Here is a 23,199-nt window from a genome sequence, read left to right as displayed (position 1 = left end):
TTTTTAAGCTTAGCGAAACCCTGCGCTTACGACTTAGCGAAACTTAAATTTTAAACTTAGCGAAACCCTGCGCTCATGAAAGGAATTATTCTCGCCGGCGGCTCCGGCACCCGCCTGCATCCGCTCACGCTGGCTGTGAGCAAGCAGCTCATGCCCGTGTACGACAAGCCGATGATTTACTATCCGCTCAGCATTCTGCTGTCGGCTGGTATTCGGGAGGTGCTGATTATCACCACGCCCCACGACCAGGAGCAGTTCAAGAAACTGCTGGGCGATGGCAAGAACCTGGGCTGTGATTTCCAGTACGTGGTGCAGGAAGTGCCCAATGGCCTGGCACAGGCTTTCGTGCTCGGCGCTGACTTTATAGGTAAGGACAAGGTGGCGCTGGTGCTCGGCGACAACATCTTTTATGGCGCGGGCCTGGAAGAATTGCTGAAATCGAACAACGACCCCCAGGGCGGCGTGGTGTTCGCCTACCACGTGCACGACCCCGAGCGCTACGGCGTGGTGGAGTTTGATGCCGATAAGAAGGCCCTGAGCATCGAGGAGAAGCCGGCCCAGCCCAAGAGCAATTATGCCGTGCCGGGCCTGTATTTCTACGACAACGAAGTGGTAGAAATCGCCAAAAACCTCGAAATGAGCCCGCGCGGCGAGTACGAAATCACGGACGTGAACCGCGAGTACCTCAAGCGCGGCACCCTAAAAGTGGGGATTCTGGGCCGGGGCACCGCCTGGCTCGATACGGGCACGTTTGAGAGCTTGATGCAGGCCGGCGAATTCGTCAAAGTCATCGAGCAGCGTCAGGGTCTGAAAGTCGGTTCGATTGAGGAAGCGGCTTACCGTCAGGGCTTTATTGACGCCGACCAGCTCCGCGCCATTGCCGCGCCGCTGTGCAAAAGCGGTTACGGCGACTACCTAATGCGTCTGCCCGAGCAGTTGGTAATGGCCGAGTAGCAGCGGTGCCTAACAAAGAATGAGGAATGCGAAATCCGGGCCCACTGGTCGGTTTTGCATTCCTCATTCTTTGTTAGGCACCTTGTGTTGGGGGCGCTGCTGCTGTGGGTGCGTTGCAGGAGACAATACCTTGCTTTACAAGCGCCGAATGACCTTTTTGCCGGCACTTTTCCAGTCCCAAAACCCTTATCTAAAGCTGGCTCATTAGTAGCTGGTTTCCCTGTATATGGCCAAAGCAAGAACCGTTTATTTCTGCCAATCCTGCGGTGCTCAATCGTCGAAATGGATAGGTCGCTGCCCGTCCTGCGGCGAGTGGAACACCTACGTCGAAGAAGTTATTCAAAAGGAAACCGTGGCCACCACCACAGGGCAGTGGAAGCCCGCCAGCACCGTGCCCGGCGGCAACCTCAAGAAGGCCGCCAAGTCGGTGCCCTTGGGTGATATTCTGGCCGAAGACGAGCCCCGCATCATCACCCCCGACGGCGAGCTGAACCGCGTGCTGGGCGGCGGCCTCGTGCCCGGCTCCATTGTGCTCATTGGCGGCGAGCCCGGCATTGGCAAGAGCACGCTCATGCTGCAAATTGCCCTGAGCCTGCGCCAGATGAAGGTGCTTTACGTGAGCGGCGAAGAAAGCGAGGCGCAGATAAAAATGCGGGCCGAGCGCATGGCCGACGGCCAACACCCGGGCTGCTACATCCTCACCGAAACCAACACCCAGAATATCTTCCGGCAGATTGACCAGGTGCAGCCCAATATCCTCGTCATCGACTCCATTCAGACCATGCACTCCACGCTGGTGGAAAGCGGCGCAGGCAGCGTAAGCCAGGTGCGCGAGTGCACGGCTGAGTTTCTGAAATTTGCCAAGGAAACCAGCACGCCGGTACTGCTCATTGGGCACATTACCAAAGACGGCAGCATTGCCGGTCCCAAAATACTGGAGCACATGGTGGATACCGTGCTGCAGTTTGAGGGCGACCGGCACATGAGCTACCGCATCCTGCGCACCACCAAGAACCGCTTCGGCAGCACCTCCGAGCTGGGCATCTACGAGATGCAGGGCGACGGCCTGCGCCAGGTGAGCAACCCCTCCGAAATCCTGCTCTCGCAGCGGGGCGAAAGCCTGAGCGGCATGGCCATTGGGGCCACGCTGGAAGGCAACCGCCCGCTGCTGGTGGAGGTGCAGGCCCTGGTGACGCCCGCTACCTACGGCACCCCGCAACGCAGCAGCACGGGCTTCGACGCCAAGCGGCTGCAAATGCTGCTGGCCGTGCTGGAGAAGCGGGCCGGCCTGCGCCTGGGTCAGCACGACGTGTTCCTCAACATTGCCGGCGGCCTGCGCCTCGACGACCCCGCGCTGGACATGGCCGTGTGCGCGGCCGTGGTTTCTTCCCTCAACGACGTACCCATTCCCGGCAACGTGTGCCTGGCCGCGGAAGTGGGCCTGAGCGGTGAAATTCGCGCGGTTTCGCGCCTGGACCAGCGCCTGGCCGAGGCCGAAAAACTGGGCTTCCGGGAGATGTACGTGTCGCAGTTCAATGGCAAAGGACTGGACCTTGCGCGCTTCGGTTTGAAAGTTCACGCCGTGAGCCGGCTCGATGAAGTACTCGACGGTCTATTCGGCTAAATTAAAGAGCAGATTGATTATCAGTTGCTGAGTGTACGCCTAAACCAGAGTTGCCAGAGCAACAAGCCTAACCGCTCGGAAGATGATGTTCTGCAGATTTGGATTTTATAAACTAAAATGCCTTATCTTCGGACAGCTGATAGGCTTTTACCGCGAATTCTATACAAAACTCGACAGTCAGCAGCAATTTCAGGTCGCATATTAACAGTCGGTGGCCCCCACCGACTTCTAGTTTTTTAGTGAGTATGATGTCATCCTTCATCACCTACGCGCGCTACTTGCTGGGCACGGCTTTGCTAGCAGCACCGCTGTTGGGTCAGGCGCAAAGCAAGGCGACATCGCCGGCCGTGGTTCAGAAGAAATCCGTGGCCCCGTCCAGTGCAGCTAAGCGCACCACTGCCCCCGGCGCGGTCAAAAAAGCGGCGACTGCCACCAAGGCGCCCACCGTCGCAAAACCGCAGCCGCAGCCGCAACCGGTGCCGTCATCGGCTCAGCAAATGCCTGCTGCTGCGCCCGCTGCCGCTACGGCCCCTGCTATGCCCGCGCCCGCAGTGGCTCGCCCCGCCGTCCGTCCCAGCGCCCCTGTGGCCATGGGGACGGCCGTGCTCACCGGCCGCATCAGCGGTTCCACTACTGATTCGGTGGCCGTTGCACTGCGCGAAAATCCGCTTGACCCCCGCGAAAGAATCGTTCGGGCGGCAATAGGCGAGAAAGGCGACTTTAAGCTGGTAATACCCGTGAGCGGCTCCACCAAGGCCGACTTGGTGTACGGCGACGACGTAGCCCCATTGTATCTGGATAACGGTACCGATATCGACGTGCGGTTTAAGGGCACCGACATGTCGGGCACGCTGAAATTTAAGCCCAATGATGTGCCTGCTGGCTTTGCCACCAAGTTGCGGAATCGCGGCAATCTCACCGATGAGCAGCGCCACCGGCAGCAGGCGGCCAACGCTAACAACTACCTGGTAGAGGCCGATGCGCAATTTGTAGAAAACGATGGTTTTCAGGTTCTGCCCGACAACATCCAGCTCTACGAAGCGCCTTTCCTTTCCTTCCTGGAGTACCGCCGCAAGCACGAATTGGAGTTCCTAGAAGACCACTCGGCCAAGCAGTCGTTTACCCAGGATTTCTACAACTACGCGCATGCCGAAATCGTCTACTCCTACGCCAACGACCGGCTGACTTACCAGGACCTGCGCGAGCAGGTGGTAAATACCGAGGGCCGCCTGAAATTAGAGCCTACTTACTACAATTTCCTGCGTGAGCCGGGCTTGCTTAACGAGCCCAATGCGGCACAGAGCGAGTTGTACCATGAATTCCTGCTGAACTACGTGCACTTTTCGGTGGCACAGGAAAAGCGCCAGCGTTCCGACCCGGATTTCTATACGGCTTCCTATGCACTGGCCAGCCGCAAGCTTAACGGTCCTACCCGTGCCATTATCCTGGGGCGCATCCTGCAGGAGTCGTTCCGGTTTGGCCATGTGAAGCAGTCGGCGGCAATGCTGGATGATTTCCGCAACTACGACCCTAAGAACCAATACTACGCCATCCTGCAATCCGATTTCGACCGGCACAAGGACTTTGCCATTGGCGCGCCGGCCCCTGATTTCAAGCTGCCCACCGCAAGTGGTGACACGGTAAATCTGCATGACTACGCGGGCAAGTTGGTGTACCTCAACTTCTGGAAGACTACCAACGGCTTGTGCCTGCGGGACCTGGCCTACGCCCAGGAGCTGATTCGCAAATTTGAAGGCAAGAACATCACCTTTATCAACATTGCGCTCGACGAAAACGAACAGGCTTGGCGCCAGCTTGTGAACGTGAAAAAACTGCCCGGTGTGCATGTGCGGGTGCCCAGCGGAGGGCTACGCTCAACCCTGGCCCAGAACTATGCCCTGCAGGAGGTGCCTACCTACATGCTGGTGGGTGAGGATGGTACCTTCCTCAACACCAAGCCGAAGCGGCTGAGTAGCCGCGCCGCTATTGATGAGATAAACCAGTCGTTTGGCAAAGCCAGTACCTATACCAGCGCCATCGACTTCCCCACAACGAAGAAGTAGCGCGTCGATAGAATAAGTCATCCTGAGCGGAGCGAAGACCTTATCATGCCAGAAAAGCCGTTAGAACATTTCTAGCGCCACTTGTTCTGACGCGATAAGGTCCTTCGCTCGCTCGGGATGACTTATTTTTAGGCTTTCTACCAGTTTCTATGTCCCTGCTCGCCGACGGCCTGAATGTTTTATCCAAAGCCACACCGCTTCGCGTCTGGAATACCGCCCAGGTTGTTGGGTCTTATATTCTGAGCAAAATAACCGGCAAGGCCCGGATGCATGGCCTACCCATGGCCTTGAGCTTCGAGCCCACCACCAGTTGCAACCTGCGCTGCCCGGAATGCCCCAGCGGGCTGCGCTCCTTCACGCGGCCCACGGGCATGTTGCCGGCCGATTTGTTCCGGAAAACCATCGACGAAGTAGCCAGCCGGCTGTGGTACCTGATTTTTTATTTCCAGGGCGAGCCGTATCTGCACCCGCAGTTTCTGGAGTTGGTGAAGTACGCGGCCAACAAGGGCATCTACACGGCCACCAGTACCAACGCCCATTACCTCAACGACGAAAATGCACGGCGCACCGTGGAAAGCGGGCTCGACCGCCTCATTATCTCGCTCGACGGCACCACCCAGGACGTGTACCAGCAGTACCGCGTGGGCGGCAAGCTGGAGAAGGTGCTGGAAGGCACCCGCAACGTAGTGAAATGGCGCAAGGAGCTCAAGTCGAGCACGCCGCGCATCATCTTTCAGTTCCTGGTGGTGCGGCCCAACGAGCACCAGATTGACGATGCCAAGCAGCTGGCCGAAGCCCTGGGTGTGGACGATGTGTGGTTCAAGACCGCGCAGATTTACGACCACCAGCACGGCTCGCCTTTGATTCCTACCATCGACTACTACTCGCGGTACGAGAACAACGCCAACGGCACCTGGAGTCTGAAAAACAAGCTCGTCGACCACTGCTGGAAAATGTGGCACTCGTGCGTTATCACTTGGGACGGCCTGGTAGTGCCCTGCTGCTTTGACAAAGACGCCGAATACCGCCAGGGCGACCTCAAAACCGAAACCTTCCGGCAACTCTGGCGCGGCCCCAAGTACCAGCAGTTTCGCGGCAGCCTGCTCAAAGGCCGCGACCAGATTGATATGTGCCGCAACTGCTCGGAAGGCACCAAAGTTTGGGGGTAATTCCCGGCAGCGCTGGCCTTGCCTGACCGCTACGCAAACGGGGGACTGCCGGCCGCGAACAGTGCATGTTCGCCACCAACAACCCCCCGTTTCAGGCAGCCCAAATGAGGCTATTTGTGTTTCTTCGTCAGGTTTTTGCCCAAGTCCTCTACTTGCTTGAGAAACTCGAAGGAATCGGTGTCACCGTAGGTGCCGTAGGCTGAGGAGATGGTGCCGCGCACGCCGTCGGCCATTTCCAGGGCGTAGAGGATGGACATGTCATCGGGGTTGCTTTCGCCCTCGAAGCGGTAGAAATCGACGATGGTTACTTCGTCAGGCGCGTAGCTTTTGCTCGAGTCATCGCCAATGGTTTGCAGGCGGCCGTCGCGCACGGTAAAATCCTGGGTGAATCCATCCGTATTCAGCTTTTTTTCAACGTTCACGAGTGAGCGTTCTTCTTCTTTGTCCTGCATGGCGTTGGTGTGTTGGAAAGTGAAAGGCGGAACGTAACGGCGCAAACGCCGCCCGCCCCCGCTCCGGCTATACGGAGCCGGGGCGGGGGCGGGTTATACAAAGCTGGATAAAATGCGTGGGAAGGCGCTAGCGACCGGCTTGCGAGGTGTTCCGCGCCTCAATGGTGCGCTGCAATTGGTCCACATCCAAGCTGCCGCAGGCTCCGCCGCAGCCCTTGGCACAGCCAGCGGCCGTCTTGCTAAAGAATGCCCGCCAGAAAATGCGGCCCACGTAAAACGCAGCGGCCACAAAGAGGGCCCCAATCAGAAAATATTGGGTTTCGACGGAGGTGAGGGCGAGCAGCATCATGCCAGGTTAACTGCAGAGGAAAAAGAATGGTTTACGAAATTACTAAACCCGAGTACAGTAACCAGCACTTCGGGACACGTGGTTAGGCCCAGAACTCGCCAATGGTTTGCTGCATTTCGCGGTGCACGTGGGCATTGCTGGCCACCACTTCGCGGCCGAAGACGGGGTCGCCATCTTTCAGAAACTGCGTGACATGACCGCCTGCCTCGCGCACCAGCAGGATGCCGGCCGCCACGTCGTACGAATTAAGATTGAATTCGAAGAAGCCTTCGCAACGTCCGGCCGCTACATACGCCAAGTCCACGGCGGCCGAGCCTAGGCGGCGCACGCCGTGGCTGCGGCTCATGAAGGCACCCAGCACCTGCAGATAGGTGCTCATCTGGCCAAAATCCTTGTAGGGAAAGCCCGTAGCGATGAGGGATTCGTTGAGGAGCGAAATGTCGGTTACACGAATGGGCAGGTCGTTGCAAAAGGCGCCGCCGCCACGCACGGCCCGAAAGCTCTCGTCGCGGTTTACTTCGTGCACCACGCCCACCACCAGTTCTTTACGGTGCAGTAGGGCCACACTAATGGAATACACCGGCAGGCCGTGCACAAAATTGGTGGTGCCGTCCAGCGGGTCAATTATCCAGATGAATTCCTCGGTGTGGGAATCGGGTCCGGCGGTGCCCTCTTCGGTAATAAAGCCGGCTTCGGGCAGCAGCTCGCGCAGGCCCGCTACCAGCCGGCGCTCGGTCTCCTGGTCTACGTAGCTCACCAGGTCGTGCACGCCCTTGTGCTCAATTTTTGCCCGGTCGAAGGTGGCCGCCTCCTGGCGGATGAACTGGGCTGTGGTGCGGCAAATTGACGCAAGGCTTAGAGAAAGTTGAATGAAATCGGGGAGCATAAGCGAAGGCGAAGAAAGAAAAAACTCCCCTCCTTTTTTAAGGAGGGGATGCTTACGCGAAGCGTAAGCTGGGGTGGTGAAGCCGTTGAACGACCTCCGGACGACAGACAGCGGAGTCGTTCGCCCATCGTTCAACAACTTCAACCACCCACGTCCGAGCCGTGGGCTCGAACATCCCCGCCTTAAAATAAGGAAGGGAACTGCAGGTGCCTAACGAGCCAACTGCTTTTGGCGCCACCCCATCACCACGGCAACCACCAAAAGCAACACCGCCAGAATCTGCGCACCGCGCCCGATGAATTCGCCGTAGCGCACGTAGAAAGTCAGCTCATCGTTGAGGTGCACGGTGGCCCGGCTGGCGGTGGGAATCCAGGCTTGCTCGCGCTGAATGACCTCGCCTTTTTGGTTGATGAAACCGGTGAAGCCCGTGTTGGCCGAGCGGGCCAAGTCGCGGCGCGTTTCTATGCAGCGCAGCACCCCGTAGCTGAAGAGCTGGCGGTAGCCCGGCGAATCGTGCCACCACGCGTCGTTGGTAATCACGCTGAGCAGCGTGGCGCCGTTGCGCGCGTACTCGCTCACGAAGTCGCCATAAATGGACTCGTAACAAATGATGGGGGCCACGCGCAAGGCCGGGGCGCCCGGCGGGGCCGGGTACACGGTGCGCTCGGCCTGGCTGCCCACGCTGCCCACCGTGCCACCCAAATCGATGTGAGAAATAACCGATGCCAGCACGGGCGGAATCTTCTCGACCCCCGGCACCAGCCGCGACTTGTGGTAGAAGGCAATGGGCGCGGCGGCCGTGGCAAAGTAGGCGCCCGTGTTGAAAATGTCGTAGTAGCCCAAGTCGTCGCGGTAGCGGGCGGTTTCGCTGGCGGCCTCTTTATTGGGGTAAGAATCGATGGTGGTGATGCCCGTGAGCAGGGCCACGCCGGGGTGCCGCCGCATCCACTCGCGAATGCGGAGAATCTTGTAGTTGCTGTCTATGGTGTTTTGCCAGTAGGACTCTTCCAGCGCGGTTTCGGGCCAGAGCACGAGGCGCGTCTGCGGCGTGAGCTTCTGCTCGGTCAGGGCCAGCAGCCGGGTCAGCTGCTCGTCGTAGGGCACAAACTTGGCGCCGCCCTCAAACTTCTCCACGTACGGGTCGAGGTTGGGCTGCACTACGACTACTTCGGCCGTGGGCCCCTTTTCCTGGTAGTTGCGGCCGATAGCTAATGAAATGATGATGGGCACCCATATCGTCAGCATGGGCAAAACCCAGCGCCACCGGCGCGGCCCCGAAACGTGCCACGCTGGAATGCCCCCGCGGCCCCACCACGCCCAGAAGACCAACAAGTTTACGGCCCACACCCACACCGAGCCGCCCAGGAAACCGGTGTACTCGTACCACTGCACCCACTGCGGCGCGGCGGCAAAACCATTGCCCAGCGTGAGCCACGGCCACGTGAGGTCCCAGGTGAGGTGCAACTGCTCGAAGGCAATCCAGAAAATGGGTAGTGAAACGTAGCCCACACGGTTGCCCAGTCGCTTCTTGGTTTGGCGAAACGCCATGAGCGGCAGGCACATGAGCAGAGCGTTGAGCACCACGGCGGCAATGCCGGCCGTAAGCTCGGCGTAGCTCACCCACCACGTGGTGAGGGCGTTCCAGAGCACCAGAAACAGGTAGGTATAGCCGAACACCGTGCGCTTGCGGGCGCCCTGTAGCGTTAGTTGCCGCTCCATAAGCAGGTAGGGCACCCAGCCGATGAACAACAACGGAACCAGCCAGGCCGTGGGCCACGGGGCCCAGCCGCCCCACAGCAGCAGGGCGCCCAGCACGGCCAGCACCGCCGGCCGCAGGCGGCTAGTCTTCGGCGGCAACGTCGTCGTTGTCATCGGTATCTTCATTGCTACGGCGGTATCGGTCTTCGCGGCCGGGGCGGGGCTCGCGGGCGGGCGGGGCAAGATTTCCTTCGACGACAACGACAATTTCTCCTTTGATAGTGGGACGGGCGGCGAAATCAGCCTCCAGGCTGGCCAGCGTCCCGGTTACGGTTTCTTCGAATAGTTTGGTGAGCTCGCGGCTCACCGAGGCGGGCCGCTCCGGGCCCAGCACTTCGGCCAGCTGGCCCAGCGTTTTCACAATGCGGTGCGGCGACTCGTAAAAAATCATGGTCCGGGTTTCCGAAACCAGCTCCCGTAGCCGGGTCTGCCGGCCCTTCTTCACCGGCAAAAAACCCTCGAACGTGAACCGCTCGGCCCCAAAGCCCGACTTGAGCAGGGCCGGCACAAACGCCGTGGCGCCGGGCAGGCATTCCACGCCCAGGCCCTGCGCCAGGCACTCGCGCACCAACAGAAACCCGGGGTCGGAAATTCCGGGCGTGCCGGCGTCCGATATCAGCGCCATGGTTTCGCCCTTGGCCAAGCGGTCGAGCAAGCGTGGCACCTGCTGGTGCTCGTTGTGCAGGTGGTAAGAGAGGAGCGGCTTTTTGATGCCCAGATGCTGCATCAACCGGCCGCTGGTGCGGGTGTCTTCGCAGAGCACCGTGCCCACTTCACCCAGAATGCGGATGGCCCGCAGCGTAATATCTTCCAGATTGCCGATGGGCGTGGGCACGAGGTAAAGGACCGTGTTGGGCATGGGGCAAAGGTAACGTGGGATTGGCAGGGCATCTGTTGCCCAGAGCACGGCGCAAAATGGCACCCGTTTAACTCACTCCATGCCGGGCGGCCGCCGCGTCAATCGCCGCAGCCAAGCGGCGGTCGCGCTGGGTTACGGTGTTGCCGGCATCGTGGGAGCGCAGGCGGAATTCAACGGCGTTGTACTCGTTGCTGAACCAGGGGTGGTGGTCGAGGCGCTCGGCCTCGGCCGCTACTTCCGTGAGGAAAGCAAAGGCGGTTTTGAAATCAGCAAACGTGAAGCTGCAGCGCAGGCTGTTGTCGGTTTCGGTCCACATAAGGCAGGGTGTGATTGTTTAATAAAAAAAGTGGCGCGGGCCTAAGGCGTGGCTAGGGCCGCCGAAAGCAGCGGGCCCGAAAGATTGTGGCTTTCGGGGGAAGTACGGCCGGGTACGTAAACCCAAACGGCCAAACTAAAGTACACCAATGTGTAGTTGCCTATTCACCCTATTCATGCTTCCCCATGGCCATCGACCCTAACAATCGCCCCATTCGCGTCATTAACAATGACACGACCAACGAAGAAATGGAGGCCGGCCACCACATCCCCAACGCCGACCCGCCCAAGAACGAAGCAGCCCGCGGCGGCTTTGGAAACCGCGACGGCAAGGAAGGCTTCGGCTCCGACACCTCCGGCGGCTCCACGGCTGTGGGCGTGAATGAAAACGCCGACGACATGGCCCCGCCCCGCGACAATATGCGCTCGGAGGACGAAGGCCGCCCCGACCGCCCCAATCAGGACATGCCCGCCGAGGACGACTATACTGGTACCATCATTCCCTCGGGCCGCCCCGTAGATGAGCTGGACGCCCACGACCGCCGCCCCGGCCTCGACGAAATGCGCAACCCCAACTCCCGCGTGGGCATGGGCCAGATGGAGCCCCGCCCCATTAAGCCCATCACCGGCACCGATACCAACGCCGAACTGAACGACCCCAACGCCAGCGACACGGCCATCGACCAGTAGGCAGCGCGCCTGCTTGTCAGCAAGCTGATGTCAGAACCCGTATCCCCTTTCCTTATTTCCTTCTACTAACCCTTTTTATCATGTCGAATAACAGCAACGATTCCAATCAGCAGTCGGGTGAGAGCAAAGGCAGTCAGGCTAATGAAGGCCTGCCCAAAGGCGCCGGCGATTTGCCCTTGCTGACGCAGGACGAAGCCACCCAGGACCGGCTCGAGCAGGAGGCCCTGGATGCTGGCCTGCTCCACCCCAACCGCAACCTGGACAAGCCCGAGCTGGACAGCCCTACCTACGGCAGCCACTAAGCTTCCCGCAACTTCAAACAAAAGCGTCATGCTGCCCGGTGCAGCATGGCGTTTTTTTTCCGCTTCGCATTTCTGTTTTGCCGTGCGCCGCTTTGCCACCACCGACCTGCACGGATGCCTGCACACCTTCCGCTACCTGGTGGAAGAGGAGTTGCACTTAACCCTTCAGGACGAGCTCTACCTGCTGGGCGACTACGTGAACAAAGGCCCGGACAGCCGCGGCGTGCTCGACTACCTCATGCACCTGCAAGCCAGCGGCTACCGCGTGCACTGCCTGCGCGGCAACCACGACCAGGCCCTGCTTGATGCTGCCCGCCAACGCTGGCGCTGGGACTGGCTGGGCCCCCGGGGCCGGCTGCCCACGCTGCGCAGCTTCGGCGTGCGGCGCATGGCCGATGTGCCAGCGCACTACCTGGCGTGGCTAAACGCACTGCCTTACGAAATAGAGCTACCCGATTTTCTGCTGGTGCACGCGGGCTACAACTTCGCGCTTCCCCCCGCCGAAATGCGCCGTGACCACTCGGCCATGCTCAACATCAAGAAGTTTGACTTCGATGCCTCCCGTGTGCAGGGCAAGCGCCTGCTGCACGGCCACGTGCCCGCGCCCACCGCGCAAGTGCGCGCCAAGGCGGCAACAAAACCCGCGGTAATGGGCCTGGATACCGGTTGCGTGTACCGGCACAATCCCGAGCTGGCCCACCTGGCCGCCCTCAACCTGGACACCTGGGAACTGCACCTGGTAGCCAATCAGGAGCCTCCCTACGCCATTGGCAAACGCTAACCGGGATTATGGTTGTCAGTTGTCAGTTGCTCGTTGTCAGTTATTGGGATGCAGATAATTGCTCATCTAACAACGAGCAACTGACAACTGACAATCAAGGTCAGAACGCTATTCTTTGGGCACCAGTACGCCGGAGGCCACCGCTTTGCGAGCCGAGGCCTGGTATGGGTTCTGGGCATCGGCGGCTACGGCGCGCAGTTCGGCTAGTGCCTCTATAGGCTCGTTGGCCTGCCAGTGGGCCATGCCAAGGTGGTAGCGCGCCCGGCGGGCCAGCTCGCTGGTGCTGTTTTCGTCGCCCACCCGGCGCAGGTAGAGTTGCGCCGCATTGCCCTGGCCTTGCCGCAGCAAAATCAGGCCGCGCAAGTACAGCAAAGTGTCAGCTCCGACGCTAGTCGCCGACACGCGCCCGAGCGAGTGCAGTGCCGCCGGGTAATGGCCGGCCTGGTACTGGTCCAGGGCTTCGCCCAGTAACGGGCGGCTGTGCAGCAGGCCTGTGGTCACGGCGGGGCCGGGGTCGGGCTGGTAATAGGCCTCCCAGTTGCGGGTGGGCCGGGCATTGCCGCTGCGGCCAAAATACCAAGCCGCCACACCGACGGATAGCAGCAGCATCACTGCCCCTACAAAACCCAGTGCCGCCCAGCGGCGGCGGCGGCGTTTCACCAGCTGTTCGGTGCGGGCCAGGGCGTCGCCGCGCTGGTTCATGCGTTCGTCCAGGGCCTGGAGGCGCAGGCGGAGGGTGTTATGGCCCGCGGCCCAGCGCAGGTCGGCGGTAATTTGCTCGTAGGCCGCGTAGGCGTCGGCCAGGGCTTCGTCCTGCTCGAGCCGCAGCTCAAAGGCTTCCTGTTCGGCCGGGGTCATTTGGCCATCGGCGAAGCTTTCCAGGTCGTCGAAATAGGGGCGTAGGTCGGAGGAGGGAGTCGACGGACTCATTTCAGCAGCTCGTAAAGTTTGCGCAGGCAGGTGCTTTTCTGCCGGCGGGCCACGGTGGCGTTGGGGAAACCCATTTTGCCACCCATCTTCTCAAATTGGTAGCCCCGGAAGTAAAAGTACGTCAGTACCTGCTGGCAATCAGCGCCCAGCTGGTTGAACTGGGTGAGCAGGCGTTGGCGGCGGCTGGCCTCGGCGGCGGGCAGGGGCACATTGGCGGGAACTTGCGCGTCGAGCCGTTGCTGGGCCATGCCGTACACGTGGGCCCGCAGGTCGGCGGGCAGCAGGGTGAGGCGGCCATCGGCCACCTGGTCATAAAAATCGAGCAGGGTATCCTGCAGCAGCGCGTGGGCCTGCGGTACTTCCAGCTTGAACTGGCGCTGCGCCCAGCGGGCAAACAAGTGCCGGCTGCGCTGGTAGAAGTCAACCAGAAATTTCTGATTGCCGACGCGCAGCTGGGTAAGGGTTTCGGCGAGGGGCGCGGACATGGCGGTGGGGCAAAGGCACTGGCAAGTAACAACGGAAACTCTTAATCAGTGAACAGTGAACAGTTATCAGGGAGTAAGCCGAAGGCTAACGGCTGCAGCAAATACAGCGTCAAGCGGGTTGGCTCACAGAAGGCAAGGCTGTTACCGGTTTCCTTTTAAAGGGGCGGCAAAGGGACCTGCTTGTTTTGGGTATACTTCCGGCAATTGCTCACTGATAACCGTTCACTGTTTACTGATACTTACCTTTACGCTTATGCAAACAGTCGCCCCCGCCAGCCTTCTCGACACCGCCGTTTTCGACCTCATTGCTCAGGAGAAAACCCGCCAGACCCACGGATTAGAGCTCATTGCCTCCGAAAACTACGTTTCGGAACAGGTAATGGCCGCCCAGGGCTCCGTACTCACCAATAAGTACGCCGAGGGCCTGCCCGGCAAGCGCTACTACGGTGGCTGCGAAATTGTGGACCAGGTAGAGCAGCTGGCCATCGACCGGGTAAAGGAATTGTTTGGCGTGGCCTGGGCCAACGTGCAGCCCCACTCCGGTGCGCAGGCCAACGCCGCGGTGATGCTGGCCTGCCTGCAGCCCGGCGACAAAATCCTGGGCTTTGACTTAAGCCACGGCGGACACCTCACCCACGGCTCGTCCGTGAACTTTTCGGGTAAGCTCTACCAGCCCAGCTTCTACGGGGTGGAGCGTGAAACCGGCCTCATCGACTGGTCTAAAATCAAGGAAATTGCCCGCCGCGAGCGCCCCAAGATGATTATCTGCGGCGCCTCGGCCTATTCCCGCGACTGGAACTACGCCGCCCTGCGCGAAGCTGCCGACGAGGTGGGCGCCCTGCTGCTGGCCGATATTTCGCACCCTTCGGCCCTCATCGCCACCGGCCTGCTCAACTCGCCGTTTGAGCATTGCCACATTGTGACCACCACCACCCACAAGACCCTGCGCGGTCCGCGCGGCGGCCTCATCATGCTGGGCAAGGACTTCGAAAACCCCTTCGGCCTGAAAACGCCAAAGGGCGAAATGCGCCAAATGTCGGCCGTGCTGGACGGCGCCGTGTTTCCGGGCACGCAGGGCGGGCCGCTCGAGCACGTGATTGCTGCCAAGGCCGTGGCGTTTGGCGAAGCCCTCAACGACGACTTCAAAACTTACACCCAGCAAGTGGCGCGCAATGCCCAGGCGCTGGCCAAGGCCTTCACGGGCCTGGGCTACAACATCATCTCGGGCGGCACCGACAACCACCTCATGCTCATCGACCTGCGTTCGAAAGGCCTGAGCGGCAAGCTGGCCGAGAACACGCTGGTGCGGGCCGATATCACCATCAACAAGAACATGGTGCCCTTCGACGACAAGTCGCCTTTCGTGACCAGCGGCATCCGCATAGGCTCCGCTGCCGTAACTACCCGGGGGCTGGGAGAGTCGGACATGGGCCGCATTGTAGAGCTGATTGACGAAACCCTCACCCACCACGACAACGATACCCGCATCGGGCAAGTGCGGCAGCAGGTGAACACCTGGCTGCAGGACTATCCGCTTTTTGCGTAGTTTTTACGTATTGAAGAAGGCAACTTCCCTGATAAACGGGCAGTCATGCTGAGCTGCTTCGGCCAGCTCAGCATGACGTTCCTTTTTAGCGAGTTCTTCTTCACTTATAATATTCTCCAGATTCTCCGTGCAACCTCAACCGCAACAAAGTAAACCGCTGGGCGAACAGCACGAAATGTCCTTTATAGACCATTTGGAGGCGTTGCGCTGGCACGTTATCCGGGCGGCTATTTCGGTGGTGGTATTCTCCACTGCGGCATTTTTTGCTAAGGAATTCCTGTTTCATGACCTGATTCTGGGGCCCTCGCGCAACGACTTCTGGACCTACCGCGCCTTCTGCCGGCTGGGCGAAATTATGGGCTCCACGGAGCCGTGCGAGAACAGCGTCAACTTCGTGATTCAGAACCGCGAAATGAGCGGGCAGCTGGCCATGCACATCAGCACGTCGTTCATGGTGGGCATTGTGCTGGCGTTTCCTTACCTGTTCTGGGAAATATGGCGCTTTGTGAAGCCCGGCCTGTACCCGCACGAGCGCAAAAACTCGCAGGGGGCCGTGTTCTTCGTGTCCATCTTGTTCATTCTGGGGCTGTTGTTCGGCTACTACGTGGCCGCGCCGCTCAGCATCAACTTCCTGGCTTCGTACACGGTAGACGCCAGCATCGAAAACCAGATTGACATGCAGAGCTACATCTCCACGCTCACCACGATGACCATGTCCTGTGCCTTCGTGTTTGAGTTGCCCATGGTGGTGTTTTTCCTAGCCAAAGCCGGCCTGATTACGCCCGAAATCATGCAGATGTACCGCAAGCACGCCATTGTGGTAATTCTGGTGATAGCGGCCGTTATCACGCCGCCCGACATTACCGCCCAAATCATTGTAACCATCCCCGTAATGCTGCTCTACGAGTTGAGCATCAACATTGCCCGTACGGTGCGGCGCGGCGATACCGCCCGCCTGAATGCCAAGCTGGCACAGGAGCAGAATTCGTCCCGCTAATCTTATTGCCATGAAACTCGCTCTCGGTTCCGACCACGCCGGCTTTGCCCAAAAGGAAATGCTTCGTACCTGGCTCGCCGGCCAGGGCTACGAGGTGCAGGATTTTGGTACGCATTCCGCCGATTCGATGGACTACCCCGATGTGGCGCACCCGCTGTCGGCGGCCGTGGCGGCGGGCGCACCCGAGCAGGGTATTCTCCTCTGTGGCTCGGCCAACGGGGTGTGTATCACGGCCAACAAGCACGAAGGCGTGCGTGCCGCTATTGCCTGGCTGCCCGAACTGGCCGCCCTGGCTCGGCAGCACAACAATGCCAACGTACTGTGTGTGCCGGCACGCTACGTGAGCGAAGAGCAGGCCCGCGAAATCGTGTCGGCCTTTCTGAAAACCGATTTTGAAGGCGGCCGGCACCAGGCCCGGGTTTCTAAAATAAATTGCTAAGCCTGGGCAGGTATTCAAGTGTGGGCATTAGCGGCCTCTTGCCTATCTTTGGCTAGCCCTATGCAGCTAATTATGAAGTGGCCCGGTCTTTTGCCAATGTGGCTGCTAGCCATAGGGTTGCTGCTATCCTTTCCGGAGCGGGCTGTGGCGCAGCGTCCGTTGCCTACCAGCACGAAGGCCATTCGCCAGAAACTCAACACCAGCCTTCCTGATACTGCCCGGCTGCGGCTGCTACAGGCCATGACCACGGCCCTCAGCGCCGAGCAGCCCGAACGGGCCCTGCCCTACGGCGAAGCGGCCGTTGGCCTTGCCCGCACACTACCTGTAAAGGAGCGTGCCCCCCGCCTGCTGCGCAGCCTCCTGAATCTGGCAAGCTGCTACGCCAACCTATCCAATGGGCCGGAAGCACTCACGCTGCTCACTGAAGCGCAGGCCCTGGCCCTGAACCTGGGCGATGTGGACGCCCTGGCCAGGGCTTACACTTCGCAGGGCAGCATTTACCACGAGCGCCGGGACTCGGTGACGGCTTGGCGGCACTACCGGCGGGCACTGCAGCTGGCGGCGCAGCCGGCGGTGAGTGCTCATACCCGCATGCGGCTGCTGGGCAACGTGGGCAGCTTATTCTTCTTTCGGCAGCAGTACCCGCAGGCCATGCGCTACGACTCGCTGGCCCTGGCCCTGGCCCGGCGCGAGGGAGACTCCACGGCGCAGTCCACTTACCTCTCCAGCCTGGCCACGTACCAGATGCGCGTGGGCAACATGGGCCGGGTCAACCGGTTGCTTACGCAGGCGCTGGCCATCAGCAAGCGGCAACACGCGGTGCGCAACCAGGCCAACCAGCTGATTATGTTTGCGATGTATTACATCCAGACCAGCCAGCCCGAGCGCGCCGATGCAGCCGTTCGCGAGGCCCTGAAAGTAGCCCGCCAAAGCAATTACCTCGAACGCGTGCTGGACTCCTACAGCATCTTGGCAGCCCAGGCGGCCGACCAGGAACGGTATCGGGAGGCTTATGAGTGGAACCAGCGCTACGTGGACCTGAACGACACGCTCAATAACCGGCAAACCTTCCAGACGCTGGCCTCGGCCCAGGTAAACTACGAGACCCAGGAACGGGCCCGCCGCATGCGCCAGCTCACGCAGCAAAACGAAGAGCAGGCATGGCGCAGCCGCTTGCTGGTGCTGGCCGTGGCCATACTGGCCATTGGCCTGCTCGTGACGGCGTACTTCTACCGCAACCTGCGCCGCAACCGCGCCGCCCTGGCTGCCAACAACCGAGCGCTGGAGCAAACCTCGGCCGAGCTGCGCACCGTGGCGGGGTATAAAGACAAGCTGTACGCCATTGTGGCCCACGACCTGCGCGGGCCGGTCACGGCTTTTGCGGGCGTCACCAGCTTGATTGATTCCTACATCGCGCAAAACGACCAGGCTGGGCTGGCGCGTCTGCCAGCACTGGTGCGCCAGGCAGCCGACAGCCTCAACCACCTGCTTGACAACGTGCTGAACTGGGCTGTGAGCCAAACTGGGGAGCTGGACTACCGGCCCACGCCCTTGCTGGTATCGGAACTGTTTGCCGAGTGCCAGGCCCTGTACCAGACCACGGCGGCCGCAAGCTGGCAGCACATCACCCTGTCGGCCCCGGCCAACCTGCGCCTGATGGCCGACCGCAACATGACCCGCACCATCCTGCGCAATCTGGTAGGCAATTCCCTGAAATTCATGCCTACTGGTGGCCATGTGCACCTCGAGGCTGCTCCCGACCCCGATGATGCCCAGATGGTTCTTCTGAGCTGCACCGATACAGGCCCCGGCATGAATGCCGCCACGGTGGCCTCGCTCATGAGCGGCCCGGCCCTGCCCGAGGCCACTGCCATGCCCCAAACCACCACCGGCCTGGGACTGGGGTTGGCGCTTTGCCGGGCGTTTGTGCACCGGCACGGCGGCACCCTGGTTATCCAGAGCCGCCCCGGCGCCGGCACCAACGTGACGGTGAGCCTGCCCATGGCCAAAAACATAGCCACAGAAGTCGAAAAAATTAAAGCCCAAAAGAGCCCTTCTTTTTAAAGTAAGGGTTTTTTTGAGCCCGATGTCTCGTACGAAAACAGGTTGACAGCTTTTACAAAAGGCGTCATTAAAACCGAGTTCGAAGCGCGGGCGTGGCGTAGTCGGTGCGATTACGATTTGCCCTTTAAACTCGCCGTGGTGGGCGAAGTTAGCCGCGGCGAAGTGGGTTACAACAGGCCCAGCGGCGCTAAGGCTGCCAAGGTCGCAGCACGGTGCTGTCCTGGTGCTGGCGGTACGCTACCCATTTCGTGGCTTTTCAGTAGGATGGGCCCCCTTTTTTCGGCACCGTCCCTGCCGTGGGCCCGAAATTGAAACAGCGCCTCAAGCAGTCGAAAACCGTGTTGCACGACCAGAAACGCCGATATGAAAAGCTGTTTAACGTCACAGCGGACCTGAACTAGCTCTTGCGCTACCAGAACGCGCTGTCCGAACGGGTCAATGGCGTTTTGAAAGACGGACCCCTGTTCGTGCTCCCCGACTACCTGGTGTAGACCTGCGCTTGTTGGTTGAACAGTTCATCTACCTCTACAATGAACAACGCCCGCATCTGACCTTGAACTAGTACACCCCATCCACACTCGTTTTCAATGAACCAGAGCCAACCGGGAAAGCAGGTGTGAGCAGGATGAGGTGAAAGGCAAGTGAGCAAATGATAGGAGGTTCAAGAACCAATATGTAGTCTATAACATGGAAAACCTTCCAATTATTGGAATTGCTTCTTGGCGTGGGGTGAGGTTATCTAGTTGAGTGTGTCGATGTTGAATAATTGAGGGATAGCTGGTCTTGGAATTGTGATGATTGAATTCAGTGCAATTCCTTCTTCCTTCCACCTCAATTTCATCACTTATGCAAAAGACTACTAATCGTGTTTCGGCAAGCACCCGCTGGCTGGCATGGCCAATTGCCTGGGCATGGATGATATTTTTCATTCTAGCCCCCACAGCCGGGCAGGCACAGGCCCCTACTATTGCCACGCTCTCCACCAATTCGGCGACGGCGGGTTCCCTGGCCGTGCCGCTTACGGTTACGGGCACCAATTTTCAGGCTCCAGTCCTCGCCTTGCCCGGCAGCGTGGTGCTTTTCAACGCCACGCCGCTTGCCACGACCGTAGTGTCAGGAACACAACTCGAGGCTGTCATTCCAGCCACGTTGCTGGCCCTGCCCAGTGCCAGCAATAGGATTACGGTGCTGAACCCTACGGGGCTCACGTCTAATGCCCTGAACTTTGCTGTGACGGCGACGGCGACCGTGTGCTTGGCAGTGAGTACGCCAGTGGTTTCGGTGGTCAACAGCACCACGGTTAATGTGGAAATTCCCGGGGGGAACACCACCACCACCGGGCCTTATACTGTCACGGCCACGCCCCTGCTAGGCGCCGTCGTGACAGTAAATGCCACCGTGGCGGGCACCGTGGCCGTGCCGGGCTTGCTGCCTGCCACCTCGTACCTTATCACCGTCACCGGCACCTGCCCGGCCGCCGCTGGTGGGAGTACCAGCCCTCCCTCGGTGGGCGTCAGCATAACCACCCCCGCGGCGCCTACAGCGCCAGCTCAGCCGGTGGCTGTTGTCGTGCAGCCCACGTGCCTGCTGGCCTCCGGCTCGGTGACGGTAACAGCCCCGGTTTCCGGCGCCACTTACACCCTGGTGGGAGTAGGCGCTACGGCGAGCGTGTCCTTGACCTCCGCCTCGGGCGTGTTCACGGGCCTGGCCCCCGGCGCTTACCGCCTGAGCGTGTCCGTGAATGGGCTGGTTTCGGCCGCGTTGGCCGTGACCATCGACGCCGTGCCTAGCGTTCCGGCTCAGCCGGTGGCCGTTGTGGTGCAGCCCACGAGTGGGCTGGCCACGGGCTCGGTGAGCGTCACGGCCCCACTCTCCGGCGCTACCTACGCCCTGGTGGGAATAGGCGTATCCTTAACCTCCGCCACGGGCATATTCACGAACCTAACTCCTGGCGCTTATAGCTTAAGCGTAACGCTGAATGGGTGCGTTTCTACTGCCTTAGACGTGACCATTAACGCAACCCCCACGGTTCCAACTCTGCCGGTGGCTGTGGTGGTGCACCCCACCTGCTTGCTGGCTACTGGTTCGTTGACCGTCACGGCTCCGCTCTCTAATGGCACCTACACGTTGATTGGAACCGGTGTATCGTTGACTTCCGCGACTGGCATATTCACGGGCTTGGCCCCGGGTGCGTACACCTTGCGCGTAGCAGTCAACGGACAGGTTTCCGCTGGGCTGGCTGTCACGATTAATGCTGTGCCCACAGCTCCGGCCCAGCCCATCGCAGTGGTGGTGCAGCCTACCTGCTTGCTGGCCACCGGTTCGGTGACCGTGACGGCGGCCTTATCCGGCGGGGTCTATACATTGATCGGGACAAATATTTCTCTCACGTCCACTACGGGCGTGTTTACCGACTTAGCCCCGGGGACCTACAGCCTGAGCGCTGCGCTCGACAGGTGCGTGGGCGCGGCCGTAACCGTGACCATTAAGGAGGCACCCACGGCGCTGGCCGTGCCGGTGGCCGTCGTCGTGCAGCCCACGTGCCTGCTAGCGTCTGGTTCGGTGAGTGTCACCGCCTCGCTCTCCGATGGGGTCTATACCTTGATGGGGGCCGGCGCGTCGCTCACGTCCACCACGGGCGTATTCACGGGCTTGGCTCCCGGTACTTACAGCCTGAGCGTGGCACTCAACGGCTGTGTCTCGGCCGCGTTGGCCGTGACCATCGACGCCGTGCCTGCGGCTCCAGCTCAGCCCATTGTCACCATCGTGCAGCCCACGAGTGTGCTGGTCACGGGCTCGGTGACGGTAACATCGCCCCTTTCCGGCGGCACCTACACCCTGGTGGGAGTGGGCGTCACGGCGGGCGTGTCTTTGACCTCCGCCGCGGGCGTGTTCACCAACTTGGCTCCCGGCACCTACGGCCTGAGCGTGGCGCTCGACGGTTGCACTTCGCCAGCCCTGGCCGTGACCATCAACGCCGCGCCCATGCCCACGCCCATTGTCACCATCGTGCAGCCCACGTGCCTGCTGGTCACGGGCTCGGTGAGCGTCACGGCTCCACTCTCCGGCGGCACCTACACCCTGGTGGGGGTGGGCGCCACGGCGGGCGTGTCCTTGACCTCCGCCGCGGGCGTGTTCACCAACTTGGCTCCCGGCACCTACAGCCTGAGCGTGGCGGTGAATGGTAGTGTTTCGGCCGCGTTGGCCGTCACGATTAACGCCGTGCCTGCGGCCCCGGCCCGGCCCATCGCCGTGGTGGTGCAGCCCACAAGTGTGCTGGCCACGGGCTCGGTGACGGTGACATCGCTGCTCTCCGGCGCCACCTACACCTTGGTGGGAGTGGGCGCCACGGCGGGCGTGTCCTTGACCTCCGCCACGGGCGCATTCACAGGCCTGGCAGCGGGCTCCTACAGCTTGAGCGCAACGCTAAACGGCTGCGTTTCGCTGGCCCTAGACGTGACCATTAATGCCGTAACGGTGCTCCCAACTTTGCCTGTTGCCGTGGTGGTGCAGCCCACGTGCGTGCTGGCCACCGGTTCGGTAACCGTGACTGCGCCTTTGTCCGGCGGGGTATACACCCTGGTGGGTGCTGGCGTATCGCTCACGTCCGCCACGGGCGTGTTCACGGGCTTGGCCCCGGGTGCTTACACCTTGCGCGTAGCAGTCAACGGACAGGTTTCGGCTGGGCTGGCCGTCACGATTACGAGCACTACTGCCACGATTTCGGTGACGTCGAAGGTAACAGCTGTTGCCTGCTTCGGCTCGGCTACGGGTCAGGTACAGCTCCAGGCAACGGGCGGAACCGCACCGTACACATTCACCCTCAACGGCGGCCTTTCCAACAGTTCAGGATTGTTCACCGCCCTGAAGGCAGGTACCTACGTAGTCATAGCACAAGACTCTAAAGGTTGTGCCGCCCTGGCCAGCTCCGTTACCATTACGCAACCCGTCCTTGGGCTGAACGTCACCTTTTCCCAGGTGGTGAATGCCTGCGTGGGCACGGCTGGTCAAATTCCGGTAAGTGCAACGGGGGGAACGGCTCCGTACACCTACCAGCTCCGCCTTGCCGCTACGGGCAGCGTCGTGGCTACCTCGCCGGCGGTTACCAGTGGGTTCACTTTCACGGGCCTGTCGGCGAATGCTTACCGTCTGTTTGTAGTGGACGCCAGTGGCTGCGAGGCCGAATGTGCCACTCAGCCACTCATCACCACCGCCTGCTTGAAACTTACGGAGCTAGACGTATACCCCAATCCCTTCTCGAACCAGGCAACAGCGGAGTTCCAGGTTGCAGAGGGCGAGCGTTACTCGCTGGCGATTTACGACAGTGCGGGCCGCCTGGTGCGTCGGGTGAGCGAAGGCGTAGGCGAAGCCAACCGCGTCTACCAAGTTCCCGTTGGGAGCTACTTGGCAGAAGGCAACTACCAGGTGCGTTTGGTTTCGGGTAGTACCGTCCAGACAGTGCGGGTCCACGCACAGTAAACGCAGCCGGACGCGCAGCAACAAAAAAGCGCCGGCAAGTGCCGGCGGCTTTTTTGT

The 23,199-nt window shown here is 60.7% G+C and carries 20 protein-coding genes; 12 read left to right on the top strand and 8 right to left on the bottom strand.

Annotated features, from left to right (window positions below; translation table 11 throughout):
• The first annotated feature begins 75 nt into the window (after positions 1 to 75).
• From rfbA to BEN48_RS02160, 4 genes are all read left to right on the top strand, one after another.
• A complete protein-coding gene (rfbA, locus tag BEN48_RS02175) occupies positions 76 to 954 on the top strand; it encodes a glucose-1-phosphate thymidylyltransferase RfbA (RefSeq protein ID WP_070732496.1) in 879 nt (292 codons plus the stop codon).
• A 226-nt stretch (positions 955 to 1,180) separates the two neighbouring features.
• Positions 1,181 to 2,578, top strand: coding sequence for a DNA repair protein RadA (gene radA / locus BEN48_RS02170; RefSeq protein ID WP_070732493.1), 1,398 nt, complete (start codon positions 1,181 to 1,183; stop codon positions 2,576 to 2,578).
• A gap of 245 nt (positions 2,579 to 2,823) precedes the next feature.
• Positions 2,824 to 4,641: a TlpA family protein disulfide reductase gene (locus BEN48_RS02165; RefSeq protein ID WP_083320677.1), complete on the top strand. Its 1,818-nt coding sequence runs from the start codon at positions 2,824 to 2,826 to the stop codon at positions 4,639 to 4,641.
• Between the two features lie 149 nt (positions 4,642 to 4,790).
• Positions 4,791 to 5,810: an SPASM domain-containing protein gene (locus BEN48_RS02160; RefSeq protein ID WP_070732488.1), complete on the top strand. Its 1,020-nt coding sequence runs from the start codon at positions 4,791 to 4,793 to the stop codon at positions 5,808 to 5,810.
• 110 nt (positions 5,811 to 5,920) lie between these two features.
• Here the strand turns inward: BEN48_RS02160 and BEN48_RS02155 are convergent, their stop codons facing one another.
• The 6 genes from BEN48_RS02155 to BEN48_RS02130 all read right to left on the bottom strand — a co-directional run bounded on the left by BEN48_RS02155 (position 5,921) and on the right by BEN48_RS02130 (position 10,430).
• Positions 5,921 to 6,262, bottom strand: coding sequence for a hypothetical protein (locus tag BEN48_RS02155; protein WP_070732487.1), 342 nt, complete (start codon positions 6,260 to 6,262; stop codon positions 5,921 to 5,923).
• 127 nt (positions 6,263 to 6,389) lie between these two features.
• Positions 6,390 to 6,611 (bottom strand): hypothetical protein, encoded by a 222-nt coding sequence (locus tag BEN48_RS02150; RefSeq protein WP_070732485.1) that lies wholly within the window; start codon positions 6,609 to 6,611, stop codon positions 6,390 to 6,392.
• Between the two features lie 82 nt (positions 6,612 to 6,693).
• Positions 6,694 to 7,497: an inositol monophosphatase family protein gene (locus BEN48_RS02145; protein ID WP_070732483.1), complete on the bottom strand. Its 804-nt coding sequence runs from the start codon at positions 7,495 to 7,497 to the stop codon at positions 6,694 to 6,696.
• A gap of 210 nt (positions 7,498 to 7,707) precedes the next feature.
• Positions 7,708 to 9,369, bottom strand: coding sequence for an apolipoprotein N-acyltransferase (gene lnt / locus BEN48_RS02140; protein ID WP_070732481.1), 1,662 nt, complete (start codon positions 9,367 to 9,369; stop codon positions 7,708 to 7,710).
• Positions 9,338 to 10,114 carry a 16S rRNA (cytidine(1402)-2'-O)-methyltransferase gene (gene rsmI, locus BEN48_RS02135; protein WP_070732479.1) on the bottom strand — a complete coding sequence of 259 codons (777 nt, stop codon included), beginning with the start codon at positions 10,112 to 10,114 and terminating at the stop codon, positions 9,338 to 9,340. Before rsmI ends, lnt begins: the two co-directional genes overlap by 32 nt.
• 67 nt (positions 10,115 to 10,181) lie before the next feature.
• Positions 10,182 to 10,430 (bottom strand): 4a-hydroxytetrahydrobiopterin dehydratase, encoded by a 249-nt coding sequence (locus BEN48_RS02130; RefSeq protein WP_070732477.1) that lies wholly within the window; start codon positions 10,428 to 10,430, stop codon positions 10,182 to 10,184.
• Between the two features lie 185 nt (positions 10,431 to 10,615).
• On the opposite strand from BEN48_RS02130, the gene BEN48_RS02125 reads away from it, so the two are divergent.
• The 3 genes from BEN48_RS02125 (at position 10,616) to BEN48_RS02115 (ending at position 12,202) form a co-directional block, all read left to right on the top strand.
• Complete coding sequence (locus BEN48_RS02125; RefSeq protein WP_070732475.1) at positions 10,616 to 11,119, top strand: hypothetical protein; 504 nt, start codon at positions 10,616 to 10,618, stop codon at positions 11,117 to 11,119.
• Positions 11,120 to 11,199: 80 nt separating this feature from the next.
• Positions 11,200 to 11,421, top strand: a complete 222-nt coding sequence (locus tag BEN48_RS02120) for a hypothetical protein (protein ID WP_070732473.1) — start codon at positions 11,200 to 11,202, stop codon at positions 11,419 to 11,421.
• A gap of 82 nt (positions 11,422 to 11,503) precedes the next feature.
• Entirely contained in the window at positions 11,504 to 12,202 is a 699-nt protein-coding gene (locus tag BEN48_RS02115) for a metallophosphoesterase (RefSeq protein ID WP_158010078.1), read from the top strand.
• 108 nt (positions 12,203 to 12,310) lie between these two features.
• On the opposite strand, the gene BEN48_RS02110 is transcribed toward BEN48_RS02115, so the two are convergent.
• Together BEN48_RS02110 and BEN48_RS02105 are read right to left on the bottom strand one after the other, a co-directional pair.
• Positions 12,311 to 13,132, bottom strand: coding sequence for an anti-sigma factor family protein (locus tag BEN48_RS02110; RefSeq protein WP_070732469.1), 822 nt, complete (start codon positions 13,130 to 13,132; stop codon positions 12,311 to 12,313).
• Complete coding sequence (locus BEN48_RS02105) at positions 13,129 to 13,617, bottom strand: RNA polymerase sigma factor (protein ID WP_070732468.1); 489 nt, start codon at positions 13,615 to 13,617, stop codon at positions 13,129 to 13,131. The genes BEN48_RS02110 and BEN48_RS02105 overlap by 4 nt, the downstream gene beginning before the upstream one ends.
• Before the next feature lie 253 nt (positions 13,618 to 13,870).
• On the opposite strand from BEN48_RS02105, the gene BEN48_RS02100 reads away from it, so the two are divergent.
• The 5 genes from BEN48_RS02100 (at position 13,871) to BEN48_RS02080 (ending at position 23,142) form a co-directional block, all read left to right on the top strand.
• On the top strand, positions 13,871 to 15,163 hold the full coding sequence (locus tag BEN48_RS02100) for a serine hydroxymethyltransferase (RefSeq protein WP_070732466.1): 1,293 nt from the start codon (positions 13,871 to 13,873) through the stop codon (positions 15,161 to 15,163).
• A gap of 175 nt (positions 15,164 to 15,338) precedes the next feature.
• Positions 15,339 to 16,160: a twin-arginine translocase subunit TatC gene (gene tatC, locus BEN48_RS02095; RefSeq protein ID WP_070732464.1), complete on the top strand. Its 822-nt coding sequence runs from the start codon at positions 15,339 to 15,341 to the stop codon at positions 16,158 to 16,160.
• Positions 16,161 to 16,170: 10 nt separating this feature from the next.
• Complete coding sequence (rpiB, locus tag BEN48_RS02090; protein ID WP_083320675.1) at positions 16,171 to 16,599, top strand: ribose 5-phosphate isomerase B; 429 nt, start codon at positions 16,171 to 16,173, stop codon at positions 16,597 to 16,599.
• A 96-nt stretch (positions 16,600 to 16,695) separates the two neighbouring features.
• Complete coding sequence (locus BEN48_RS02085) at positions 16,696 to 18,663, top strand: ATP-binding protein (protein ID WP_070732460.1); 1,968 nt, start codon at positions 16,696 to 16,698, stop codon at positions 18,661 to 18,663.
• A gap of 915 nt (positions 18,664 to 19,578) precedes the next feature.
• Complete coding sequence (locus BEN48_RS02080; RefSeq protein ID WP_070732458.1) at positions 19,579 to 23,142, top strand: T9SS type A sorting domain-containing protein; 3,564 nt, start codon at positions 19,579 to 19,581, stop codon at positions 23,140 to 23,142.
• Positions 23,143 to 23,199: the final 57 nt, after the last annotated feature.

The sequence above is a fragment of the Hymenobacter glacialis genome (genome assembly GCF_001816165.1).
Classification (GTDB): domain Bacteria; phylum Bacteroidota; class Bacteroidia; order Cytophagales; family Hymenobacteraceae; genus Hymenobacter; species Hymenobacter glacialis.
Note: the sequence above shows the minus strand (reverse complement) of the source record. Positions and strands in the feature narration are given on the sequence as shown.